At 34.6% G+C, this 20,458-nt stretch carries 12 protein-coding genes and 1 rRNA gene; all 13 read right to left on the reverse strand.

Going from position 1 to position 20,458, the window contains the following annotated elements; all coding sequences use genetic code 11:
• On the reverse strand, positions 1-855 hold the full coding sequence (locus tag HCW_RS08350) for an ABC transporter permease (protein WP_014661777.1): 855 nt from the start codon (positions 853-855) through the stop codon (positions 1-3).
• Entirely contained in the window at positions 855-1,859 is a 1,005-nt protein-coding gene (locus tag HCW_RS08355) for an ABC transporter permease (protein ID WP_014661778.1), read from the reverse strand. The genes HCW_RS08350 and HCW_RS08355 overlap by 1 nt, the downstream gene beginning before the upstream one ends.
• A 4-nt stretch (positions 1,860-1,863) precedes the next feature.
• The gene (locus HCW_RS08360; protein WP_014661779.1) at positions 1,864-3,525 is read right to left on the reverse strand and encodes an ABC transporter substrate-binding protein; all 1,662 of its coding nucleotides are present in this window, start codon (positions 3,523-3,525) and stop codon (positions 1,864-1,866) included.
• Positions 3,526-3,651: 126 nt separating this feature from the next.
• On the reverse strand, positions 3,652-3,921 hold the full coding sequence (gene rpmA / locus HCW_RS08365; RefSeq protein WP_014661780.1) for a 50S ribosomal protein L27: 270 nt from the start codon (positions 3,919-3,921) through the stop codon (positions 3,652-3,654).
• 19 nt (positions 3,922-3,940) lie between these two features.
• Positions 3,941-4,255: a 50S ribosomal protein L21 gene (gene rplU, locus HCW_RS08370; protein WP_014661781.1), complete on the reverse strand. Its 315-nt coding sequence runs from the start codon at positions 4,253-4,255 to the stop codon at positions 3,941-3,943.
• A 313-nt stretch (positions 4,256-4,568) separates the two neighbouring features.
• Entirely contained in the window at positions 4,569-7,442 is a 2,874-nt protein-coding gene (locus HCW_RS09795; RefSeq protein WP_014661782.1) for an outer membrane beta-barrel protein, read from the reverse strand.
• An 18-nt stretch (positions 7,443-7,460) separates the two neighbouring features.
• The gene (locus HCW_RS08380; protein ID WP_043902695.1) at positions 7,461-7,709 is read right to left on the reverse strand and encodes a hypothetical protein; all 249 of its coding nucleotides are present in this window, start codon (positions 7,707-7,709) and stop codon (positions 7,461-7,463) included.
• A gap of 2,657 nt (positions 7,710-10,366) precedes the next feature.
• Positions 10,367-11,869: ribosomal RNA gene (locus HCW_RS08390) — 16S ribosomal RNA — on the reverse strand.
• Between the two features lie 698 nt (positions 11,870-12,567).
• The gene (locus HCW_RS08395; RefSeq protein WP_014661784.1) at positions 12,568-13,440 is read right to left on the reverse strand and encodes an SEL1-like repeat protein; all 873 of its coding nucleotides are present in this window, start codon (positions 13,438-13,440) and stop codon (positions 12,568-12,570) included.
• Between the two features lie 97 nt (positions 13,441-13,537).
• Positions 13,538-15,445, reverse strand: a complete 1,908-nt coding sequence (locus tag HCW_RS08400) for a site-specific DNA-methyltransferase (RefSeq protein ID WP_014661785.1) — start codon at positions 15,443-15,445, stop codon at positions 13,538-13,540.
• Entirely contained in the window at positions 15,439-17,883 is a 2,445-nt protein-coding gene (locus HCW_RS08405) for a DEAD/DEAH box helicase family protein (RefSeq protein ID WP_081478667.1), read from the reverse strand. The genes HCW_RS08400 and HCW_RS08405 overlap by 7 nt, the downstream gene beginning before the upstream one ends.
• A 130-nt stretch (positions 17,884-18,013) precedes the next feature.
• Positions 18,014-19,834, reverse strand: coding sequence for a flagellar hook-associated protein FlgK (gene flgK / locus HCW_RS08410; RefSeq protein ID WP_014661787.1), 1,821 nt, complete (start codon positions 19,832-19,834; stop codon positions 18,014-18,016).
• Position 19,835: 1 nt separating this feature from the next.
• On the reverse strand, positions 19,836-20,270 hold the full coding sequence (locus tag HCW_RS08415) for a hypothetical protein (RefSeq protein ID WP_014661788.1): 435 nt from the start codon (positions 20,268-20,270) through the stop codon (positions 19,836-19,838).
• Positions 20,271-20,458 lie beyond the last annotated feature (188 nt).

The following is a 20,458-nucleotide window of genomic DNA, read 5'->3' on the forward strand; positions in this document are numbered from 1 at the left end:
CTAAGTAGTGCGTTTAGGGTCTAGTGCGTCCATAATGCCATCACCAACGAGATTAAACCCCATAACCGTTAAAAATATCATCGCTCCCGGAAACACCAATAATTGAGGCGCTGTAGTAATATAAGTCATTGCATCCATTAGCATTGCCCCCCATTCAGGTGTAGGTGGTTGAGCCCCAAGCCCTAGAAAGCTAAGTCCAGCTGCCTCTAACACACAAGATGCAAAACCCATAGTGGTTTGCACAATTAAAGGCACAGAACAATTAGGTAAAATCACTTTAAACATTAAACGCATAGAGCTAGAGCCATTAAGCCTAGAGGCAGAAACATACTCCTTTTCTTTTTCTGCCATAACAGAGCCTCTTATTAGGCGTGCAAAACCCGGAATCCCCACAAATCCAATCGCAAGCATAGCATTAAAAAGCGAGGGGCCTAAAATCGCCACCACAATAATGATGAGTAAGATTGAGGGCAAGGCAAGCATAATATCCATTAAGCGCATAATAAGCATGTCTATTTTACCTCCAAAATAGCCAGCAAACAGCCCTAAAATAACCCCAAAGAATACCGCAATACTCATTGCTACAATCCCAATGCTTAAAGAAATCCTAGCCCCATGCATTAGCCTAGCAAAAATATCACGCCCTAAATCATCAGTGCCTAGAATATGCTCCAAACTCCCCTTTTCATTCCAAAAGGGTTTTTCTAATCTTAACTCAGCGTTTTGGGCTAAGGGGTCATGCTTAATGAATAAGGGCGCAAAAATAGCGCTTATAATCAAAAGCGCTACAATAAATGCACCGACTAGTGCGCTTTTATTTTTCTTAAATTGCTTATAAAATTCTCTTATATTCATTAGGATAGCCTTATTCGTGGGTTAATTAAAGCATATAAAACATCTACGAGCAAATTTGCCCCAATATAAAACACTGCTATAACTAAACTCATAGATTGAATAATAGGAAAATCACGCTGATTTAAAGCATTAACTATCCACTTACCCACTCCCGGCCATGAAAAAGTGGTCTCTGTTAGAATACTCCCCCCTAAAAGTCCCGCAAGCATTAAGCCCACAATCGTGGTTACAGGAATTAGAGCATTCCTTAATACATGCACAAATACCACCCTAAAAGATGAACACCCCTTAGCTTTAGCTGTGCGGACATATTCTTCTTTAAGCACTTCAATAATGCTCGCTCGTGTCATTCTAGCAATAATAGCTGTAGGAATAGTAGCTAAAGCAATGCTTGGCAAGATTAAATGTCTAATAGCGTCTAAAAAAGCGCCATAATCTCTTGCTATCAAACTATCTATGAGATAAAAGCCACTAGGCCCATCTAAATAATACGCATCGCTTAAGCGCCCAAATACAGGAAACCACCCCAATTTCACACTAAAAATATAAATCATCATAAGCCCTAGCCAAAACACCGGCATTGAAACCCCAGCTAAGGCTATAGTCATGCTTGTATAATCCCCTAGGCTATAGCGCTTAATCCCTGCAATAACCCCTACTAAAACTCCCACTACAATAGATATTACTAAAGCACTCAAAGCTAACTCAATAGTGGCTGGAAAACGCTCTAAAAATTCATGCGATACCTTTTCTCCAGAAACAAGCGAAACACCCAAATCACCATGCAAAAGATTATTGATAAAGAAAAAATACTGCTCTATTAAGGGCTTATTTAAGCCCATTTGTTCTCTTAAGGCCTCTATAGCCTCTTTATTAGCATGTTCGCCTAAAATCACTAGCGCAGGGTCTCCTGGCACTAAATGCACCATCATAAATACAATTACACTCACACCTAATAAAGTAGGAATCGCCCATAAAAGACGCTTTAATATAAAACTTAGCACCCTTTTATAACCCTTTCTTATTCTCTAAATACACCTCATAGAATCTATGCACGCTTACTCCTGTTGGCTTATAACCTTTTACATTCTTTAAATGAGGGACAATCGTATAAGGATAAGCTAGTCCTACCCAAGGAGCATCCTTATGAAAAACTTCTTGGGCTTTTTGATACAGCTTAGTGCGCTCTTGTTTGTCAATCACCTCTTTAGCCTTTGTAACTAATTTTGAAAATTCTTCACTTTCATAAAAGGCGACATTTTGCGTGGGTAATTCAAGAGCTGATTGCTTACTCCATAATAAATACAAGAAATTATCGGGGTCTGGGGTATCTGCCATCCAACCAGAAAAGCTCATAAAGTATTCCCCCATAGAAACTTTTTTGAGATAAGCACCCCATTCTAAAAACTCAATTTTAACCTTAATGCCAATCTTAGCCAAACTCGCTTGAATAAATTCTGCACCTTTTTTATTGTATTTAGACGCAGTATAGAGCGTAGTAGAAAAGCCTTTTTCAAAACCGGCTTTTTTAAGCAAATCTTTAGCTTTTTGAATATCAAATTCATAAGGCTGAATGCTTTCATTATAACTCCACATGCCTAGTGGAATAGGATTTATAGCTTGTTTGGCATAGCCCTCATAAACCACTTTAATATAAGCATTAGCGTCAATAGCATGATTTATGGCTTGACGCACTAAAGCCTTATCAAAAGGCGGTTTTTTGAGATTAAGAGAAAGCCAAGTAACAAAAAGTGCCGTAGCCTTATCTACAACAACATGAGGTAATTGCGCTAAAGAAGCAACCTCATTAGGATTAGGCGCTGAAATCATAGAAACTTCGCTAGTTCTTAAAGCCAAAGCACGGATTGAGGCATTTGGCACAACACGAAATACCACCCTATCTAAATACGCCTTTCTATCCCAATAGTCTTCGTTTCTTAAAAGCACAATTTTTTCATCTTTCATCCACATCGCTAGTTTGAAGGGGCCTGTTCCAATAGGCTTTTTAGCTAACTCATCTTGACGCTGATTTTTAGCCAAGTAGTCAGCATAATCCTTGCTAACAATCCCTAAAAAGTCCATGCCTAAATCAGCTAAAAAGGGGGATTCTTTATGCTTAAGAGTGATTTGAATCGTATAATCATCTAAGGCTTTAATACTAGCAATCAAATTATCCATGCCCATGCCTTGCCAATATTTATAGCTTTTATTCTTATAGTAAGTTTTAGCGTTCTTCATTTGCCTTTCAAATGAAAACACCACATCTTTAGCCTTTAGCTCCACTTTTTTATTCCAATATTTCGTGGTGTGGAAATAAACGCCCTTTCTTAAATGAAAGGTATAAACCAAAGCATCTTTTGAAATCTCCCAACTTTTAGCCAAGCTAGGCTCTAGTTCGGTCGTGCCATATTTAAAGCGCACCAAAGTTTCATAAACATTGCCTATCACACTAAAGCTCTCTGCATCAACCACTAATGCTGGGTCTAGGGCTTGACTATCGCTTGCTCTTGCATAAATAAGTGTGCCACCATAACGCTCTTTATATAGTGGTGGTGTATCATTTTGTTCGTTTGATTGAGAAAGGCTTGAAGTGGCGCTTAAAAATCCCCAAAAAGCCCCAAAAAAAAGAAAGAAAAATAGATTTAAAACCTTTAAAAAAGCACCATACATTTGAATGAATCTCCACAACAATTTTTACAAAGGGTAGAGACTCTTTTTTTTAAAAAAGACTTTTTAATAAAGTTAAAAACCTATAAAAAGACTTAAGCTAATCCTTAAGCCAATAAAAAGAAAACTCTATTCCCCACAACTTCCACTAGCTAGAACAGAAACTTTTCTGCGACTTCTGTCTTTGTGTTCAAATTTTACAATACCATCTGTCAGTGCGTATAAAGTATGGTCTTTACCCATACCGACATTATTTCCCGGATGCACCTTAGTGCCTCTTTGACGCACAATAATATTTCCTGCTCTAACAAACTCTGAGCCAAATTTTTTCACGCCTAAGCGTCTTCCTGCAGAATCTCTATTATTCTGCGTGCTACCTTGACCTTTCTTGTGTGCCATTGTTTAAATACTCCTTTATTTATGCGACAATTTTAGTAATCTTTACACGAGTAAAGTCTCTTCTAAAACCACGCTTAGTTTTACTATCTTTTCTGCGGCGCTTTTTGAAAATAATTACTTTCTTAGAGCGCCCCTCATTAATAACCTCGGCATGAACTTTAGCGCCCGCCACAAAAGGTTTCCCACAAGAGAGCTTGCCCTCTTTAGATACGGCTAGAACTTCCTCTAGCTCCACTTGAGCCTTAGGCTCTTTGTTCATTTTGTCTAGTAAAACAATATCGCCCTCAGCGACTTTATATTGTTTACCACCATGTTTGAATATTGCGTATGACATTTCTGTTCCTTAAAAAGTTTGAACGCTTTCTTTTAGCAAATGCTAATTATAGCGAGTGTTTGCTAAAATATAACTTTAAAATTCATTAAAAAATCTCTTTTTATCATAAAGCTACAAAATTTATTATGGGATTAAATTTTTAATGCGCCTTGTCTGTGCTAATCCCTATTTAAATTTTTCAAAGTTATCTTGCATATAAAATACCATGATTTCATTTAAATGATGAGTTAAAAAGAAATTAAGAAGAATATTTTTCAAAAGCCAAAGGCTCAAAAAGCCTCTAGCCCTATTAAAACTTGTTAAACCCCCTATTTTAGAAATTAATCATATAGTTAAGATACATAGAGAAGTTACGCTTATAGAATACATCTACATCACCATATTCCCCACGCTCTTTGTAGAATTGATTGACAAATAAAGGCACTTTAAAGCCTAGTTCAATACCACTATGCTTAGCAAAGTTAGTTCTAAAGCCCACTTGAACAGGCATTTGGAAATAGCTTGTATTCATGCTTGCACTACAACCTGTCATAGCATTACAAGCATTCATCATGTTTTTAAAATGGCTCTCTCCTTGCACAAGCCATGTTTCACCTCCTAAACCAAAGCCAAAAAAGATTCCTGCAGTGTTATAGCCCTCTTTGCTCTCATAGAAGTTATAGAGTGCATCAAAGCCTACACCATAAGTGTGGTTATTCACCTGGCTTGCTCCATTCATATAACCTGCTTGAGTGCCTACAAAGCTTAAGTTAGCATGATTAAAGCTATAGTAAGCATAAGTTCTAAAGCCCCAGCGCTTTTTCTTACCAAAGAAGTGTTTATAACCTGCCATAACATTCACCCCATACATTTGACCATGGTTGTTGGTGTTGGTAACAGTAGCAACGGTAGTTTTCTTCGCACTAGCTATAGCCATATTAACATTCTTTTGCACACTCAGCAACGCATTCTTTTGGTTGGTTAAAGTGGTTTTTAGGGAAGTGAGCAAATCTTTTTGCGTTGAAGTTGAAGAATCAGATGGATTTGTTGATGCACTTGATTTGACTGCAAAACGCATTGTTGGTATGGCTTGGGAATTTGAGTCAAGTTTTGATAACTGCAAATCCACCTCTTTAAGAGCGCCATTAATAGTTTTAAGAGTTTCTTGGGTAGAATCTCTTAGTTGCCCCACACTAGCACTAGAGCCATTAAGATAACCACTCAAAGTAACTTGACTTTTCTCAACTGCCTTAAGCGAATCGCTAAGTTTGCTTAGATTGCTAAAACTTGTTTGACTTAGCGTATCTACCGCACTGCTTAACGCACTCATTTGCTGTTGCATATCTTGCACTCCCTTAGCAGTCATACTAGCTTGCTCCACCATATCACTAAGATGGCTTGATTGTGTAGCTATTGTTTGGGCGAGCTTATGACTAACTTGTTTTATATCTGTTGCAATAGAATCTATAGTCTCTTTAGTTTGATGTTCTTTTTCTTCATTTGAGATATTTTCTTGCATATTAGGGGAGTTATCGCTTTTTCCATAGGAATCATCTTTAGTGGCAACATTCTTGCTTTCAGAGATTTCGGGGTCTTTTTTAGTATGATTGGAATTTTGCGCTGTGCTATTTTCCCCAACCAAATCATTTTTGGAGTCATCAACCTGCTTTTTTGTATCTTGCTGTGGCATACTAATATTATCAGCACCTTGAACCATGGTATTGTCTTGCTCATGCTGTTTATTAGGATTAGTATTGCTAGAGGCATTAGTAACGCCATGATGTTCTTTTACTTCCTTGTTATATTTGTCTGCAAGCGAATCTTTTTGAGGATTTTCTGCACTTCCTGGTATTTCAGTGCCTTGCTCATTTGTTGTTTTACCATAGAGCGCTTCGGCAAGTTCTTTATACTTCTCTGCCAAGCTATCTAATGCAACCAAAAGCGAGCCATCTTCTGTAACAATATAAGACTCATCGCCTTGAGGGTTCTTGGTATCCTTAGTATCCATTTTGGAAAATAGTGTATGCATGGCATTATCATATCTCTTTGCTACTGATTTTTCAGCCGAAACTTCTTGAATATCGCTCATATCAGTAGTATTGGGGATTTTATCTGTTTGTCCGGTTAGATTTTGCAAACTCGTGTGTAAGTTATTCATAGCAACCTTATAATTGGCTGCTATAGAATTATTTGCTGGGCTTTCAGCTGTCCCGCTCTCTATTTGATTATTGCTACCCTTATGCCCATAAAGAGCTTGCTGAGCGTCTTTAAGCTGTTGTGTAACGACATTACTACTATCATTTGGTGTCTGCGAAGAATTAGTTTCAGCACTGCTTGAACCCATGCCTATAGCTTTTTCTAAGGTTTTAACATGTGTTTCTAAATTTTCATAGTTTCCGCTTTTTACATCACTTTCTAGTGAACTTTTGATTGAACTAAGCGCTGAGCTAATAGTGTTATCAATTTGCGTAGCACTATTTTTAAGGCTCTCATTCTGACTGCTTTTATCATTCGTTAGGCTACTTTGCAACCCTTCTATAGCCTTAAGCACATCAGCAACAATAGCCGAAGTATCTTCACTTGAAACGCCATCAACAAGTTGCTTTAACCCAGAAGAAAATGACATTTCATCGCCATCGCCACTATTTCCATAGAGTATGGTATCAATTTGCTTGTCAACTTTTTCTATAGCATTGATTGTTTCAAGCGCAGTATTGTATTGTTCTGCGAGACTGCCTTTTTCTGGAGTGGGGTTATTTTGAGATACGCTTTGATTTTCTGTAGGTTCTTTTGCAACTTGATGAACTTCTGGTGCTTGCTCGCTTGATTGACTTTTCTCATTTTTATAAAGTTTATTAAAATCATCTTTAAATTGGCTATCGTATTCTTTAAATTCACTTGCTAAGCTGTTTTCTGCAGGCTTATCATAGGTGCCTTTTACATGAGTAGTCCTATCATCGCTTGTCCCCCAATAAAGGCTCTCATAGGCGACCCAAAACTTGTCATAAATACTTGTTTTTTCCCCTATAATTCTACCGCCAACAACTTTTGCATCCTTGCCATAGAGCTCATTAAACTTATCTTGATAATTTTTTATTATAGAGTCTTCAACTTCTGCTTTATTTTCTGTATTTTGAGCGTTTGAGACATTTAAAAGAATAGCGCTACCAATAATTGATACTAAACTTATACGAAGTAAATTTTTCATTCTTTAATCCTTTTATGCTTATTTATTGGTATTTACAGCATTATTGTTTTTCTGAGAATCGCTTGTCTGAGTCTGTGGGGCTTGAGGGGTGTTTGTGCCATTTAACGCCTCCAAATTCACTTGTGTATCATTGTTAAACCCGGGTGAGCGAGTGGTTTGCTGATTATCTAAATTAGAGTATTGAAACCCTCCTCCTAAAAAGCCTCCGCTATTTTCTGCGATAAGACTTGTTAAACTCAATAAACTAATAACTGCCAATTTTTTCATAAAATCTCCTTTTTTTAAAAAAAATAATTTTAAAAATAGTTTAATCATACTATTTGCCAATAATTTACCAAATATTTAATACTTGATAAACTTCTACTATGCTATCAAAGACTATCTTAAATCTATCTTTATTTATCATTGTTTATATAAAAATGAGTATTTTAGTATCAATTTTAGCTAATTTATGAGATTTTAGATAACAAATAGTATTGTTTTTATTATTATTCAAAGCTATAAAATCGTTGGTATATACCTTAATAATTTTACAACTAATAGTAGCTATTTTAAAATATGAGTATAAAAGTAATGCTTAAAATCTATAATACATTTTTTACATTTTTAATATTTCTAATCAAAGAAATTTGATATTGATACGATTTGATTGCTTTAGAAGATGCGAATGTGTTTAATAACTGATAGACATTATTTGATTACTGATAGATTTCATTTTGCAATAATTATTTGCCTTATTTATTGGATTATGCTTAAATCTCTTGGCATTTGCAGTAAGATTTGAACCGCTAGTAACTTAAAAGAGATGGTTTAATGGTTTAACATGTTATATAAAGGCTTGAAAACTTATATAGCATTTAGTAAAATAGCCTCCTCTTTAATCAAAAAATCAAACACCCCAAAAGTTAAGAGTAAATCTAGCATTTCTTAAAGGAAAACCCCCACCCTAAGCTTATAGAGGAGCTTTGACTAATTACCTTTCTATAGAAAAGATTGCTTTAAGAGCCTTAATAAAATTTTTAATGCCCTTATTTAATATAATCCCTAAAAATAACGCAAGCATACAAACAGCTTGACATTGGCTAAAATGTATTGTATATGTTGCAATAACCTTAATCCAAAAAAGCGAACTCAAAGCATTTTCTTTAAGAAAGCTTTTATTGCCTTTGTATTTTATGGCATTGTTTCTTAAGAAAATAAATTTACTGCATATCCAACCATAAGACAAGCATTCATATTATCTCTAGCGCCCATAATTCTTGCGCCCTTAACCCTATATCCATACAGATTTAACCCTATTTTTTAAGCCTTAATCTTACTTTTGTCTTAACCCTAAAAATACTAACAGACTTAGATTGATAGCAAGCTTAGAGCAATATTACACCCATTCTATCTAAAGACAAACTAAAGACCTATAGCAACCTAGAACCACATAAAGCAAATCTAAAGCCTATTAACCTAATCACGCCTAAACCCCCCATTAAGAGTTTTACTTCTATAAAAAGATTATCCAATTCGTATTAAAAGGGAATCATAAGTCTTTAATAAAAACTTTAATCCCCTTAAAACTTTGCATAAATAATGTATAGTAGAGCTGTTTTTAAAAATGCAAACTTTCTTTAAAAAATCATGCATTCTTTAATCTTATCTAAGATGTCTTTAGGAGTTATGATTAAGCGCTTTTTTGTAAGCTAGAAAACTCAATATTAAATTTTAAACCATTAAACACTATACTACTATCCAATTAATTGTTATTATCAAAATACAATACAATGAAACCCACCAAATGATGTTAGCAAGCAAGATGTTTCTACTTAATAAAAGATTGGGTTGTTTTAATAGGAATAAAAAAGAGACTTTCATTCTTTGAGGTTAATTTTTCATTATTGCATAATTTATTCTTGGTTGCACTAAGAAATTTTAATTAATTTATCTAGTTTATTGTCAATGTTTATTGTTAATGTTCTATTTAACCATTTCTTTTAAATCTACAAGGTTATCTTATCTTTCCTAAAATTCTTATTCTATTTTTGTAGTTTTAAATAGAGAGCTACTAATTATCCTATTATGTGGTGGCAACCTTTGGTATATAAAAACCTTTCTTTAAAAATAGAAAACCATAATTACTTAACCCCTCCTACTATAAACAATGGTAAAATCAAATCATTTTACCTCATAAAAAATCAAACAAAACCTCCCCTATTAAACTAAAATCCTATTAAACTAAAATCCTAAGCCATTAAAACAAAATTGATAAAAATTCAACACTTCATAAAGCTACTCGCTAAAGATAGAGACATAGAAGTTAAGTGTAAAATGCAAGAAAAACTAGAGATATAAGAGATATAAGAGATATAAGAGATATAAGAGATATAAGAGATATAAGAGATATAAGAGATATAAGAGATATAAGAGATATAAGAGATATAAGAGATATAAGAGATATAAGAGATATAAGAGATATAAGAGATATAAGAGATATAAGAGATATAAGAGATATAAGAGATATAAGAGATATAAGAGATATAAGAGATATAAGAGATATAAGAGATATAAGAAAACTAAAGATAAGAGATTGAGAATACAAAAAATAAGGCTCTATTTAAACAAAGTATTGCTACCTAAAATCATTTAATTTTTAAAATTACAAAATAGGCCTTAAGTCTAAAAATAGTTATTAGGAGGAAAACTACACCCCCCTTTTTTTATTTTATTCAAAAGAACTTTTTTAAAAAGTTTAATCACTAAATAAAAGAAACAATAATCTATCAATACAATGTTTTAACAGAGTTAAAAATAAATTTAAAGGGGAAATGAATGAGATTCAATCTTTCAAAACTAAGCAAAAAGAAGTTCTTTAAAATGAAGTAATACTCTTAAAGGTTATGGCTTTTAATAAGCGAATATTAAAAGCTCTTCTCTAGAAAGGAGGTGATCCAACCGCAGGTTCACCTACGGTTACCTTGTTACGACTTCACCCCAGTCGCTGTGTGTGCCGTGGGCAGTAGCTAGTTTAGCATCCTGACTTAAGGCAAACACAACTCCCATGGTGTGACGGGCGGTGAGTACAAGACCCGGGAACGTATTCACCGTGACATGGCTGATTCACGATTACTAGCGATTCCAGCTTCATGCAGGCGAGTTGCAGCCTGCAATCCGAACTGAGAGATGTTTTTGAGATTTGCTCCACTTCGCAGTATTGCTTCTCTTTGTACACCCCATTGTAGCACGTGTGTAGCCCTAGGCGTAAGGGCCATGATGACTTGACGTCGTCCCCACCTTCCTCCTCCTTACGGAGGCAGTATCCTTAGAGTTCTCAGCATAACCTGTTAGCAACTAAGAAAGGGGGTTGCGCTCGTTGCGGGACTTAACCCAACATCTCACGACACGAGCTGACGACAGCCGTGCAGCACCTGTTTTCAGGGTCTAGCAAGCTAGACACTCCACTATTTCTAGCGGATTCTCTCAATGTCAAGCCTAGGTAAGGTTCTTCGTGTATCTTCGAATTAAACCACATGCTCCACCGCTTGTGCGGGTCCCCGTCTATTCCTTTGAGTTTTAATCTTGCGACCGTACTCCCCAGGCGGGATGCTTAATGCGTTAGCTGCATTACTGGAGAGACTAAGCTCCCCAACAACTAGCATCCATCGTTTAGGGCGTGGACTACCAGGGTATCTAATCCTGTTTGCTCCCCACGCTTTCGCGCAATCAGCGTCAGTTATGTTCCAGCAGGTCGCCTTCGCAATGAGTATTCCTCTTGATCTCTACGGATTTTACCCCTACACCAAGAATTCCACCTACCTCTCCCACACTCTAGGATAGCAGTTTCAAATGCAGTTCTATGGTTAAGCCATAGGATTTCACATCTGACTTACTATCCCGCCTACGCGCTCTTTACGCCCAGTGATTCCGAGTAACGCTTGCACCCTCCGTATTACCGCGGCTGCTGGCACGGAGTTAGCCGGTGCTTATTCGTTAGATACCGTCATTATCTTCTCTAACAAAAGGAGTTTACAATCCTAAAACCTTCATCCTCCACGCGGCGTTGCTGCTTCAGGCTTGCGCCCATTGAGCAATATTCCCTACTGCTGCCTCCCGTAGGAGTCTGGACCGTGTCTCAGTTCCAGTGTGTCCGTTCACCCTCTCAGGCCGGATACCCGTCATAGCCTTGGTAAGCCATTACCTTACCAACAAGCTGATAGGACATAGGCTGATCTCTTAGCGATAAATCTTTCCCCCGTAGGGAGTATCTGGTATTAATCATCGTTTCCAATGGCTATCCCAAACTAAGAGGCACATAACCTATGCGTTACTCACCCGTGCGCCACTAATCCACTTCTAGCAAGCTAGAAGCTTCATCGTTCGACTTGCATGTATTAGGCACGCCGCCAGCGTTCACTCTGAGCCAGGATCAAACTCTCCATAAAAAGTGTTTGTCCTAAAGCTCTTTCTATTTTAAATGCGTATCACAAGAACTCGTTTTAATAATAAAACGGGTTGTGTTCTTAAGTATTACAACAATACAAAAAAGAAAGAAACTTTTTAAAATTAAAGGTTTAACAAAATGCTAACCCAAATAAATATCATAAAAAACAAAAAGAAAGAATTAAATCTCTCTTAGTAATTTAGAATATTCCTTTTTAAAAAGAACTTCCTATAACTTTGCTTAGTTTTCAAAGATCGTTTGCTTTAATAAGCTATCCTTGTGTTAAAAGACTTTTTTAAAAGCTCTTGCTGAAACAAGGAAGTGAAAGTATAGCTATACAAAGCTTAAGGTTTGCTTAAGTAGGTGGAGCAAAAAGAAAAAGTTGGTCTATCTTTAGGATTTTTGATAGAAATAAACCCTCTTAAGCCCCCTAAAATCAGCTATTCAAAGACAATTTTTATTGTTTCGCAAATTTTTGAAAAAATTTTTTGATTTTCTAAAAAAACTCGCTAAAAAGCTAATCTAATCAAAATTTCTAGCCAAAAATTGCCAAAAAATTAGAAAATCAATCCTCAAAATACAGATTAAAAACAACCAAAAAGTAAAAAATTAATGATAAAAAGCAAGCATAAAACAAGAATATCAATAAGCCTAAATCCCCTTTTATATTAAAGGAGTATTAAAGCTTATTTTAAAAAATTAGATTTTGATTTTTAATTGTTTGAGAGTATCACATGCACCTTTAGCGCCTAATTTACACCCTCTTTTAAAATTCTCTATCGCATTTTTCTCATCTCTTGGCATGCCATCGCCATTATATTGCATAGCCCCTAGATTAAAGCATCCTCCGCCATTTTTAAATTCACATGCTTTAGCATAGCGGGCGATAGCCTCTTTAAAGTTTTTAGCTACGCCATCACCTTTGTGATACATATTCCCCGCATTAAAACAACCCGCACTATCTTTCAAACCACATGCTTTATTATAAAATTCAAGTGCTTTTTGAAGATTTTTAGCTGTGCCACGCCCCTCATCATATAAAGTGCCTAAGATTGTGCAACCATCAGCGTCATCTAAATCACAAGCTTTAGTAAAATACTCTAAAGATTTTTTAAAGTCCCTTGTTACCGCCTTGCCATCATGATAGATGCCCCCTAAACTCGCACAACCCTCAGCGTATTTTAATTCACATGCTTTAGAATAGTATTGCAAAGATTTTTTAATATTTTTAGATACACCTTGCCCATCATAATACAAATTACCCGCATTAAAGCACCCACTACTATAGCCTAAATCACACGCTTTCACATAATATTCGCTCGCTTTTTTAAAGTCCTTTTCAACACCTTGCCCCGAATAATATAACACACCTAGATTAAAGCACCCGCTACTTTCTTTTAACTCGCAAGCTTTTTCAAAATGTTTCTTAGCTTTAGCAAAATCTTGCGCTTTATAACTTTGTGCGCCTAAACTTACAAGCTCTTTGGGGTCTTGCTCTGCCATAAGCCCCACAACACATAACCCACTTAATAACAAAACCTTAAAAGCCACTTTTTTGACATTTTGTAACATCAATTTCTCCTTATTAAAAAAATTATTATAGTGTTATTAAGCAAATCAAATTAATTGCTAAAGCCTTTCTTTTATTGAGGATTTCATATCTTAGCGCCTATTTGGAGTAAAACAATTTGTTGTATTGTTTGGTTTTTGTATCAATTTCCCATGTGCTTTCATCAATATCGCCTAAGTTTAAATAATCCTCGTTAGAATCTAAAAGGTTGCATAAAATCTCTTTTTGCTCATCTAAACTAAGGGTTTTAAATTCTTCGCTAGTTAGTGCATGCATATCACAATCTATGCGTTTGAGAATGCGTTCGCTTAGGGTGTTAAAGATTTCTAAGCATTCACTAGAATTTGTAGCGTTACAAATATCTTTTTTAATCTTTAAATTAACTTCTTTTAATTCGCAATAGACAAAACTCCCTCCCCCTTTAAAATTAAGCTTTTTTGAAATGCCCCCTTGTTCGCCCTCTATGACCTTTTTAAGTCTCTCTTTAGTGATAGTCTCTATATAGTCCATTTGCTCTATACCGATATAACGCCTATTCATTTTGTGTGCGACCGCACATGTGGTGCCACTACCGGCGAAAAAATCTAGCACTAAGTCGTTTTCGTTTGTTACCATATCTAAAATTCTATATATTAATTGTTCGGGTTTTTTGCCTGAAGGGAATGAAACCGAGCCTTCATTTTGTGTATTATTAAAATCAATATCATTCCAAAAATCACATAGTAAAATTGCTATTTTTTGTTCTATTCCTTGCGATGATAAAACAGAGTGGATTGAGCGTGATAAAAAAGACATTCTTCTACCATTATAAGCATATTGTATGCCTGTATCACTCTCGTATTTTATAGGAATATCTTTATTTTCAGTTTTTAAACTAATAGCTCTAATACGCTCTGGTAAGCTTTTTCCAGTTTGAAAAATTTTATCAGCATTAGAATATATAAAATTACAAAAATCTTTATCATTTAGATAATTTTGTGTAGCTTTTAATTTTTCATATAATCCATTTTGCCTTAAAATATGGCTTAATGGAAAAACTCTATTATGCTCTCTATCAAAGTATAGATTAAAATGGGTATCCCATGTAGTTGCTTCTTTATATTGTGGTTTAAGTTGGATTAATAAAGAATTTTTAGCATATACTAATAGATAATCTTTTGTCTTAATAATTGTCTTATTTCTATGTGCTGTTTTTACTCCGCTTGGGGTTGATGATAACATAGTTATACAACTAACAAAATTATCCCTCCCAAACACCTCATCCATAAGCACTTTCAAGTAAGCTTGTTCGTTATCATCGCACTGCACAAAAATCACGCCATTATCTTTTAAAAATTCCTTAGCGATTTCAAGTCTATTTTTCATAAACACTAACCAAGAGCTATGATTAAAATTATCGTTGTAATTGAAGCTATCATTACCGGTATTATAAGGGGGGTCAATGTAGATACATTTAACTTGTTTAGCAAACTTCTTTTTTAAAGAATGCAGGGCAATTAAATTATTGCCCTTGATAAGATAATTAGTATTTTTATCTTTTAGGGCGTTTTCTAAATCGCCATGTCCATGCATTTCAAAATTACATAAGACTTTTTGGTTTAATAGCGATTCAATTTCGTTTTTATGCAAGATTTCATGGTAAAAAAGCTCGTTAGATTTGGTGTTGTTATCCTTAGCGTTGCCTAGTAAGATATTGTCTTTAAAAGGGAAATTTAAGACCACTAATTCGCTAGATTGTAAGAAATGCCCCTTTTTAGTCAAACCGATTTTATTTTTAAAGCGTGTGTAAGAATTATTGAGTTCTTTATTTTCTAAAACTTCTAAAAGGGCTTTTTCTTTAAACACTAAACTTCCGGCGATTTCTTCAAAAAAATGTTTTTTATATTCGTTTGCTAATTTAGAATTAAGCATAAAATCTAGTAGCTTTTCGTTATGCTCTATGATTAAAGTAACTAAGTTTTCTTTACTATTAAAATGCGTGGTTAAATTGTCTAATAAGTCTAACATGTTGTGTCCTTAAAGGTTTCTTTAAAGGCGTTTGTAAAGGGGGCGTTAATTTTGTTGTTTTCTAGGATAAAAAAGGGCAAACCTTTTAAGTCTAGCTTTTTATTATTAAGATTTGTTGGCGTGATGTTTTCTAGTGCTTTTAGAAATGTTTCTTTCCATGCATTGTCTTCACTCTTTTCTCTATCCTTGCCTTTGACTTCCAAATAGCAAGTGAAACCCAAAAATTCATCGTTATGCGTTTTAGCAAAAAGGATAAAATCCGGCTCAAAGCCTTTCGCATAACTCTCACTCCCTTTAATATGGCAATAGAGTTTGAGCTCTTCAAAGCTATCATTCCTTAAAACGCACCATTCTTTGAATTTATTATTGATTAAATCCTTTTTAGCCTCAATGAATTTTAAAAACTCTTTTTCATGTTCGCTGTCTGTAGCAAGGTCTTTATAAAGCAACCATTCATAATCAAACTTTTTCATCTTATTTTTAGATTGGTATAAATGTCTTTTATTAGGATTAAAGTCTTTTATTTCAAAGGGGGTTACGATTTTTTGATTCTTGTCTTTTTGAATGCATGATTTAATATTTTTGAGGATATATTGCGCCATTTTAAGATTGAGTGTAGGGTTGTCAAATCGTTGCTTAATGCTGAAGTTTGTTTCTAAAGGGCGGATAATGTTGTTGATAAATTCTAATTTATTGTTAAAAGAATCAAATAAATTAGAATTAAAATGCGCTTTTAAAAACTCAAAATCCATATTTAAGGTGCTAAGGGCTTTAAGGAAAAAGGCTGTGGGGATTTCTCTTAAAGAGTAGGGTTCATAAAGGGAGCTATCGCTTTGAGTGGTCTCAAACCTTACTTGTTGCTGGCTGATATCTAAAGCAAATAAAGGCACTTGTAGTTTTTGTAACTCTTCTTTGGCTTGATTGATTTCAAAAAAATAATCTTTTGTATCTTTTTTCATAAGCCTTGAGTTAGAAACATAATAAAGCTTGAAATTCTTAGTGGGCTTTAGGGGGATTATCTCTTTGTTATCATCATTATTGACATTAAGCCCTATTTTATTCATTTCTTCATTAAGCTTAGCAATGAAATCGGGGTTATACACCGCATGATAGTCTAAGCGTTCTAAGGTGCTTAAGGGGTTGTCTAAATCAAATTTTCTTTTATCTATAGACTTCTTTTGATAGCTAAAAGGATAATACCTAGCTCCCCTACCTATAAGCTGAGCTTCTTTAGTGGTATCTTTAGAACTTGCTTTATTTTTAAGCCTAACAATATCAAACAAATTTAAAACATCCCACCCCTCATTGAGCTTATCCACGCTAAAAATCACTCTTTTAGGATTATCTTTGTCTTCTAATGAGTTTAATAAAAGCATGTTAGTGCTCTCTTTAGAAGTGTCGTTCGTGTTGATTTGATAGCTTTCTTTAAACTTAGCTTTTAAAAGAGAGACTATAGTTTTGAAAGTGTATTTTTGGTTTTTGAAAAAATCGCTTGCAAGGTTGAATAATTGGTTTTGTGAATGTTCTAAAAACTCTAAAATATTATTTTCATGCAAGTTTTCTAAAAATTCATTAAAGCGTTGTTGGCTTTCTAAACTCTCTTTGATATTCTCACTTTTAAACAAAATACAAGGCTTTAAAACGATGTTTTGTTTCTCAGCAAGGAGCTCTTTATACAAGCTTGATAATATTGCACCTAAAAATCGTTGTTCTAAACTCTCATCTTTATATAAAAGTGAAAAAATATTTTTGCAATACTTATCCTTGCTAAACTTTTTCAAATCGTATGAAAACACGATTTTGTCTTTGTATTTTTCTTTTACTTCTTTGTTTTTAGGAATGGTAGCGCTAAATTCTAAAAGCAAATTTTCTTGATGTTGTTTAAAGGCTTGATTAATTAAGCTCTCCCAGCCTAATTTGTTCTCATTCTCTTTTTGAGTGAGCTTTTTCTTAGTCTCAGTGTTTAAATGATGTGCCTCATCAGCTAGAAACACGATTTTTTGATGAGCTAATTCAGCAATTGTTAGGGCGTTTTCTCTCTCAGTGGTAAATAGCGAATAAAGAGCTTGAATGGTTGTGAAATATAAATTAATAGCATTGTCTTTTGAGTTATCCAAAGAGTTGATAGAATGGATTTCAACTTGTTGCTCATCAATCATAATATTGTCATTAAACAGATATTTTGAAGAAGTGCTGTCGGTAAAATTGAGCTTTGTTTTTTCCAAAATGCTATTAGAATTGACAAAAAAGATAAAATTTCTATAGCCCTTAGCATAACAATCTAAAATCAAACTTGCCATAACTAGAGTTTTACCGCTACCGGTTGCCATTTCAAACATCAAATGATTGGCGTTATTATCTTGTTGTCTTTTTATCAAAAAGGCTTTTAGGGCTTTTTCTTGATAAGGGCGTAAAGATTTTTTGAGATTATCTCTTATATGAGAGGGTAGCTCTAATTTTTCTTGATTATCTAATCGCTCTTGATTATTGGGGGGGGGGGGGTAACCTTACCTAAATTTTCTTGCATAATCTCTCTTTTTTAGAAAATGTAAGGATTATAGCGTAAAATTATTGCTTAATCCCTAGCAAGGTATCTATCATTTTATCAATAGCCGTAATCACCTTAGCATTTGCCGCATAGCCACTTTGAAACTTGATGAGATTGACCATTTCTTCATCTACGCTTACTTGCGAAATAGAGAGTTGCTCTTTTTTAATGGTCTCTAGCACGCTTTTTTTAGTGTCTAAAATGCGCCCTGATTTTTCAGCATCGGTATTAACTTTACCGGTTAGAAACTGATAAAACTCGCTAATTTTCATCTGCTTAATATCAAATTTATTATTGTAGAAATCCACATTATCATATTGTAATTGTTGCATCATGTTTGCCACATCAAAATTCCCGTTAATGGGAGTAAGCCAAGGTCTAATAGCGGTTGGCTCTTTTTTGTATTGCTTATTTAAGCTAATATTAGAAGCATCATCGCCTTGAAAGAAAGGGTTTAACTTGAGCGCACCGGTAAAATTCGTGCCATTATCTTTTAGAGAAACAAACAAGCCTTGTGAGGCGTTTTTAGGCTGGATAATAAATCGTTTTGTTTGATTGTTAAAGCTTGCTGTAAAATAATCGTCAAAATCATTTTCTGTATTGTTATCATGGTTGTCATCAGTGTTGGCATTGATAGCTTGGATAATGTCTTTCATGGTTGTAATAGGTGTGATTTTAATCGTTTTTCTAGCAATCTCTTTGCCATCGGTATTATATGCCACTAAGTCAAATGAGCCGTCTTTAATATTATAGTTTGTATCTTTAAATGCCTCATTGTCATTAAATTCTAATGGCTCACTTTCAATATTGTGGCTCGCACTTTGCGCATAAATCGCATTGCTAGATTCAATCAAACCTTTAGCAAAAGAATCTAACAAATCAATATAATTTTGCAATTTACCCTTTAAAGTGCCATTAGAGCCGTCATTATATACGCCTAGTAATGCGCCTGCTTTTCCTTGATTAAGCCTATCAGTAATATTAACTTCCTTAAAATCATCGCCTTGAAAATAGACTTGATTCAAGCTCCCTTTATTTTCTGATTCCCTAATCACAAGAGGGTGGAAAATCGTTCCATCAATGATATTAAAACCACGCCCAACATTAAGTGTATAACCCTCATCAAAATCGGCTGAATTTTTATCCACTAATGAGCTTGTTCTAATGCTACTTTTAAAAACATTCCCCCCTAAAAGCTCTCGCAAATGAAATTCTAATTCATCACGCTTATCCCTTAATTCATTAGCATGCTTTAGGCTTCTGTTGTTTTCTACTTCTTTCATGCGCTTATTAATATCTGCGATTTGAGAGCCTAAGTTATTCACTTCTTTAATCACGCTTTTTAATTCTTCGCTTGCTTTATGCTGTAAGGTCGTCAAACGCTCTCTGGTATCTTTAATGCTATTGGTGAGTGCCTCTGTTTTTTGTGCTAGAGCTTGCTTTTGGGCAGAATCTTTAGCATTTTTAGATAATTCTTTCCACGAATTAAAATAATCTTGCAAATCGGTGAAAATACTCGCCTCATCAATATCAGGAAAATATGCGCTTGCCTCTTGCAAGTGCGAAAATTCTGTATCATAATAGGTATTTTCATAATTAGCTTTAGTGTAGCGAGAGAATACAAATTCATCATGCACCCTTTCAATCGCTTGCACATCAACACCCATGTTGGCATTTTGACCACCATATATATAGGCATTTTGAGGCTTAGCAATAACTCGCTGACGGCTATAAAATTCATCGCTTGCATTAGAGATATTATTCCCGGTTACATCTACCATACTTTGATGAGCTTGTAAGCCGGTATAAGAAGTGTTAAGTGAAGATAAAATTCCGCCCATTTTACGCCTGCACTCTTAAAAAATGACTCCCCACATGTCTAGCCCCCTTATAATCGCAAGTATCATGGGGAATGATTTGTTGCATAAGTGAAGAGTAAAACTCAGAGACTGCAAACGCCATGCGTGAATAAGCGGTATTTTTTTCTTTCAAAGTTAAAAGTGTCTCTCTCATTTGTGAAAGCAAATTATTTGCATGCTCATCTAGTAATTCACTCATTTCTTTATGGGGGAATTGGTTTTTTAAATTAATCATTTGTGAATCAATGCCGACTTTTTCTTTTTCAAAAGCTTGAATAAAAACTTGTTTTTGAGAATTACGCTCAAAAATCTCTGTATGCTTAGCTAATTTAATATCCTCAATATCGCACTCGGTTAATTCAATTAGCTGTTGTAGTTGCTTTAATGCCATTTCTAAATGAGAATGTAAAACTTTCATAACAAATCCTTTTGTTCTTGTTTCATTCTTTTATCAAGCAAATTCTATGCCATTTTATACTTTCTTATTCTTAAGGGCAATCTTTTATTTGGAATTTTAACTCTAAATTGATTAATAAAATTATTTACAAAGTCTATAAAAAGCCTTTGCTTAAAAACTAAGCATTTTTTAAAACCAAGGAATAATAA

The sequence above is a fragment of the Helicobacter cetorum MIT 00-7128 genome (assembly GCF_000259255.1).
Lineage (GTDB): Bacteria > Campylobacterota > Campylobacteria > Campylobacterales > Helicobacteraceae > Helicobacter > Helicobacter cetorum_B.

What these genes read in the sequence shown, in the direction of transcription:
- rpmA (WP_014661780.1), bottom strand. Translation starts at nt 3,921, where the DNA reads ATGGCACACAAGAAAGGTCAAGGTAGCACGCAGAATAATAGAGATTCT.
- HCW_RS08380 (WP_043902695.1), bottom strand. Translation starts at nt 7,709, where the DNA reads ATGAAAAAATTGGCAGTTATTAGTTTATTGAGTTTAACAAGTCTTATC.
- HCW_RS08350 (WP_014661777.1), bottom strand. Translation starts at nt 855, where the DNA reads ATGAATATAAGAGAATTTTATAAGCAATTTAAGAAAAATAAAAGCGCA.
- rplU (WP_014661781.1), bottom strand. Translation starts at nt 4,255, where the DNA reads ATGTCATACGCAATATTCAAACATGGTGGTAAACAATATAAAGTCGCT.
- HCW_RS09795 (WP_014661782.1), bottom strand. Translation starts at nt 7,442, where the DNA reads ATGAAAAATTTACTTCGTATAAGTTTAGTATCAATTATTGGTAGCGCT.
- HCW_RS08400 (WP_014661785.1), bottom strand. Translation starts at nt 15,445, where the DNA reads ATGTTAGACTTATTAGACAATTTAACCACGCATTTTAATAGTAAAGAA.
- HCW_RS08415 (WP_014661788.1), bottom strand. Translation starts at nt 20,270, where the DNA reads ATGAAAGTTTTACATTCTCATTTAGAAATGGCATTAAAGCAACTACAA.
- HCW_RS08395 (WP_014661784.1), bottom strand. Translation starts at nt 13,440, where the DNA reads ATGTTACAAAATGTCAAAAAAGTGGCTTTTAAGGTTTTGTTATTAAGT.
- flgK (WP_014661787.1), bottom strand. Translation starts at nt 19,834, where the DNA reads ATGGGCGGAATTTTATCTTCACTTAACACTTCTTATACCGGCTTACAA.
- HCW_RS08360 (WP_014661779.1), bottom strand. Translation starts at nt 3,525, where the DNA reads ATGTATGGTGCTTTTTTAAAGGTTTTAAATCTATTTTTCTTTCTTTTT.